The sequence below is a fragment of the Acinetobacter kyonggiensis genome, assembly GCF_900107285.1.
Classification (GTDB): Bacteria; Pseudomonadota; Gammaproteobacteria; order Pseudomonadales; family Moraxellaceae; genus Acinetobacter; species Acinetobacter kyonggiensis.
In genome coordinates, this window is sequence record NZ_FNPK01000068.1 from 1 (window position 1) to 1,816 (window position 1,816).

Below are 1,816 nucleotides of genomic sequence, written 5' to 3' on the forward strand. Positions count from 1 at the left end.
GCAGGTTGGACATTTGATTTCTAGAGTTATTCGCATTTCTCTATTTTATCAAAATTCAACCTGCTTTGTTTCAGCATACTTTTTGAAACACCACCAGCTTACAAAATGTAGAGGTTGTATTTGTTGATGGCGGTTATACAGGTGAACGCTTTTCTTTGGCTGTTAATAATTTAATCGGATCCCGAGTTGATGTAGCTAAACGAAGTGAATTGCATAAATTTGCAGTCATTCCACAACGCTGGGTTGTGGAAAGATCATTTGCTTGGTTAGAAAAGTGTAGAAGGCTCTGGAAAAACTGTGAAAAGCACCTAAATACGAGTCTTCAGTTCATTAATTTAGCCTTTTTAAGGCTACTTTTGCATAGAAAATATTCTGGATAGGTTCTTAAAAATGATGCAAAAAGATGAACTCTGGTTGAAATAGCCTAAGTATGTTGAAAGGGGTATTGTTTAGAAATTTCCTTATCATAAGTAAACCGTCTTTATGAAAATCATCATGCTGACTTTGATTCATAATAAGGGGAATTTAAAAGCTTTAGCATCACAGTTTGATTACTGGATTTTAGACAATAGTGGCTTTGTTGCACAAACCTAGCCTATAAGGTTTATTCAGTCCTATAATTTCAAAATGAATAAACCTACTCCTAAAACTTATCGTACAACCAATTGGTCTTCCTATAATCGCGCTCTCATTAATCGGGGCAACATTTCCATTTGGTTTGATCCAAACACTCAGTGGTATGCACAACCACAAAACAAGCAAGGTCGAAATCAAACTTACTCCGATACGGCTATTCAATGCTGTTTAATGATCAAATCTTTATTTAGACTCTCTTTACGCATGGTCACAGGTTTTGTTCAAAGTCTGATTAAACTTTGTGGATTAAATTGGACCGCACCAGATTACAGTACGCTTTGTCGAAGACAAAAACATATTGATATTGCGATTAGCTATCAAAAAAGTAGTGATGGGCTACATCTACTCGTCGACTCAACTGGCTTAAAGTTTCTAGGTGAAGGTGAGTGGAAACGTAAGAAACATGGACCTGAATATCGTCGCCAATGGCGTAAGCTTCATATTGGCATCGATGCTGAAACCTTGCAAACACGTGCAGTACAGCTTGCTACAAATAATGTGAGCGATTCGCAAGTACTCGGTGATTTACTTGCTCAAATTCCCTTAGATGAACGAATTGATTCGGTCTATACCGATGGTGCTTATGACACGAAGCACTGCAGACAAGTCATTCTAGATCGAGATGCACATGCGCTCATTCCGCCAAGAAAAAATGCAAAACCATGGAAAGATCAGAAATTGAGATCTTTAGAGCGGAATGAGTTACTGAAAACAGTTAAACGTTTAGGAAGAACGCTTTGGAAAAAATGGTCTGGTTATCATCGTCGAAGTTTAGTTGAAACCAAGATGCATTGCATCAAACTATTAGGTGATAAATTAACAGCAAGGAGTTTTTCTAGTCAGGTGAATGAGATTCATGCACGCATAGCCGTATTGAACAAATTTACAGAATTAGGTCGTCCTCATACCCAAGTTGTCACTTGAATTCTGTTCAAATGAGCAGAGTGTTATCTTTTAAATCTTTGTGCAACAAAGCCGTTGGGAACTTAAACTTGAGGTGGTACTTGAGATGGTTACTAAAACCATAGGATTTTTAATAATAAGCATATAAAACAATATTTTACATTTTTATATGATGCGTATGATACGCATCATATATAAAGCGTTCTATTTTGATATAATTGATCCAATCAACCACTTATTAGGTTTCATTTAAATTCCATGAGTCTTACTGAAATTA

The 1,816-nt window shown here is 36.3% G+C and carries 1 protein-coding gene and 1 pseudogene; both read left to right on the forward strand.

Annotation, left to right across the window (positions count from 1 at the left end; translation table 11 throughout):
• Positions 1-95 precede the first annotated feature (95 nt).
• Positions 96-380 (forward strand): annotated as a pseudogene (locus tag BLV99_RS17945) (transposase); the annotation flags it as partial.
• 247 nt (positions 381-627) lie between these two features.
• On the forward strand, positions 628-1,560 hold the full coding sequence (locus BLV99_RS17950; RefSeq protein WP_092693069.1) for an IS5-like element ISAha2 family transposase: 933 nt from the start codon (positions 628-630) through the stop codon (positions 1,558-1,560).
• The last annotated feature ends 256 nt before the right edge of the window (positions 1,561-1,816 follow it).

What these genes read in the sequence shown, in the direction of transcription:
- BLV99_RS17950 (WP_092693069.1), top strand. Translation starts at nt 628, where the DNA reads ATGAATAAACCTACTCCTAAAACTTATCGTACAACCAATTGGTCTTCC.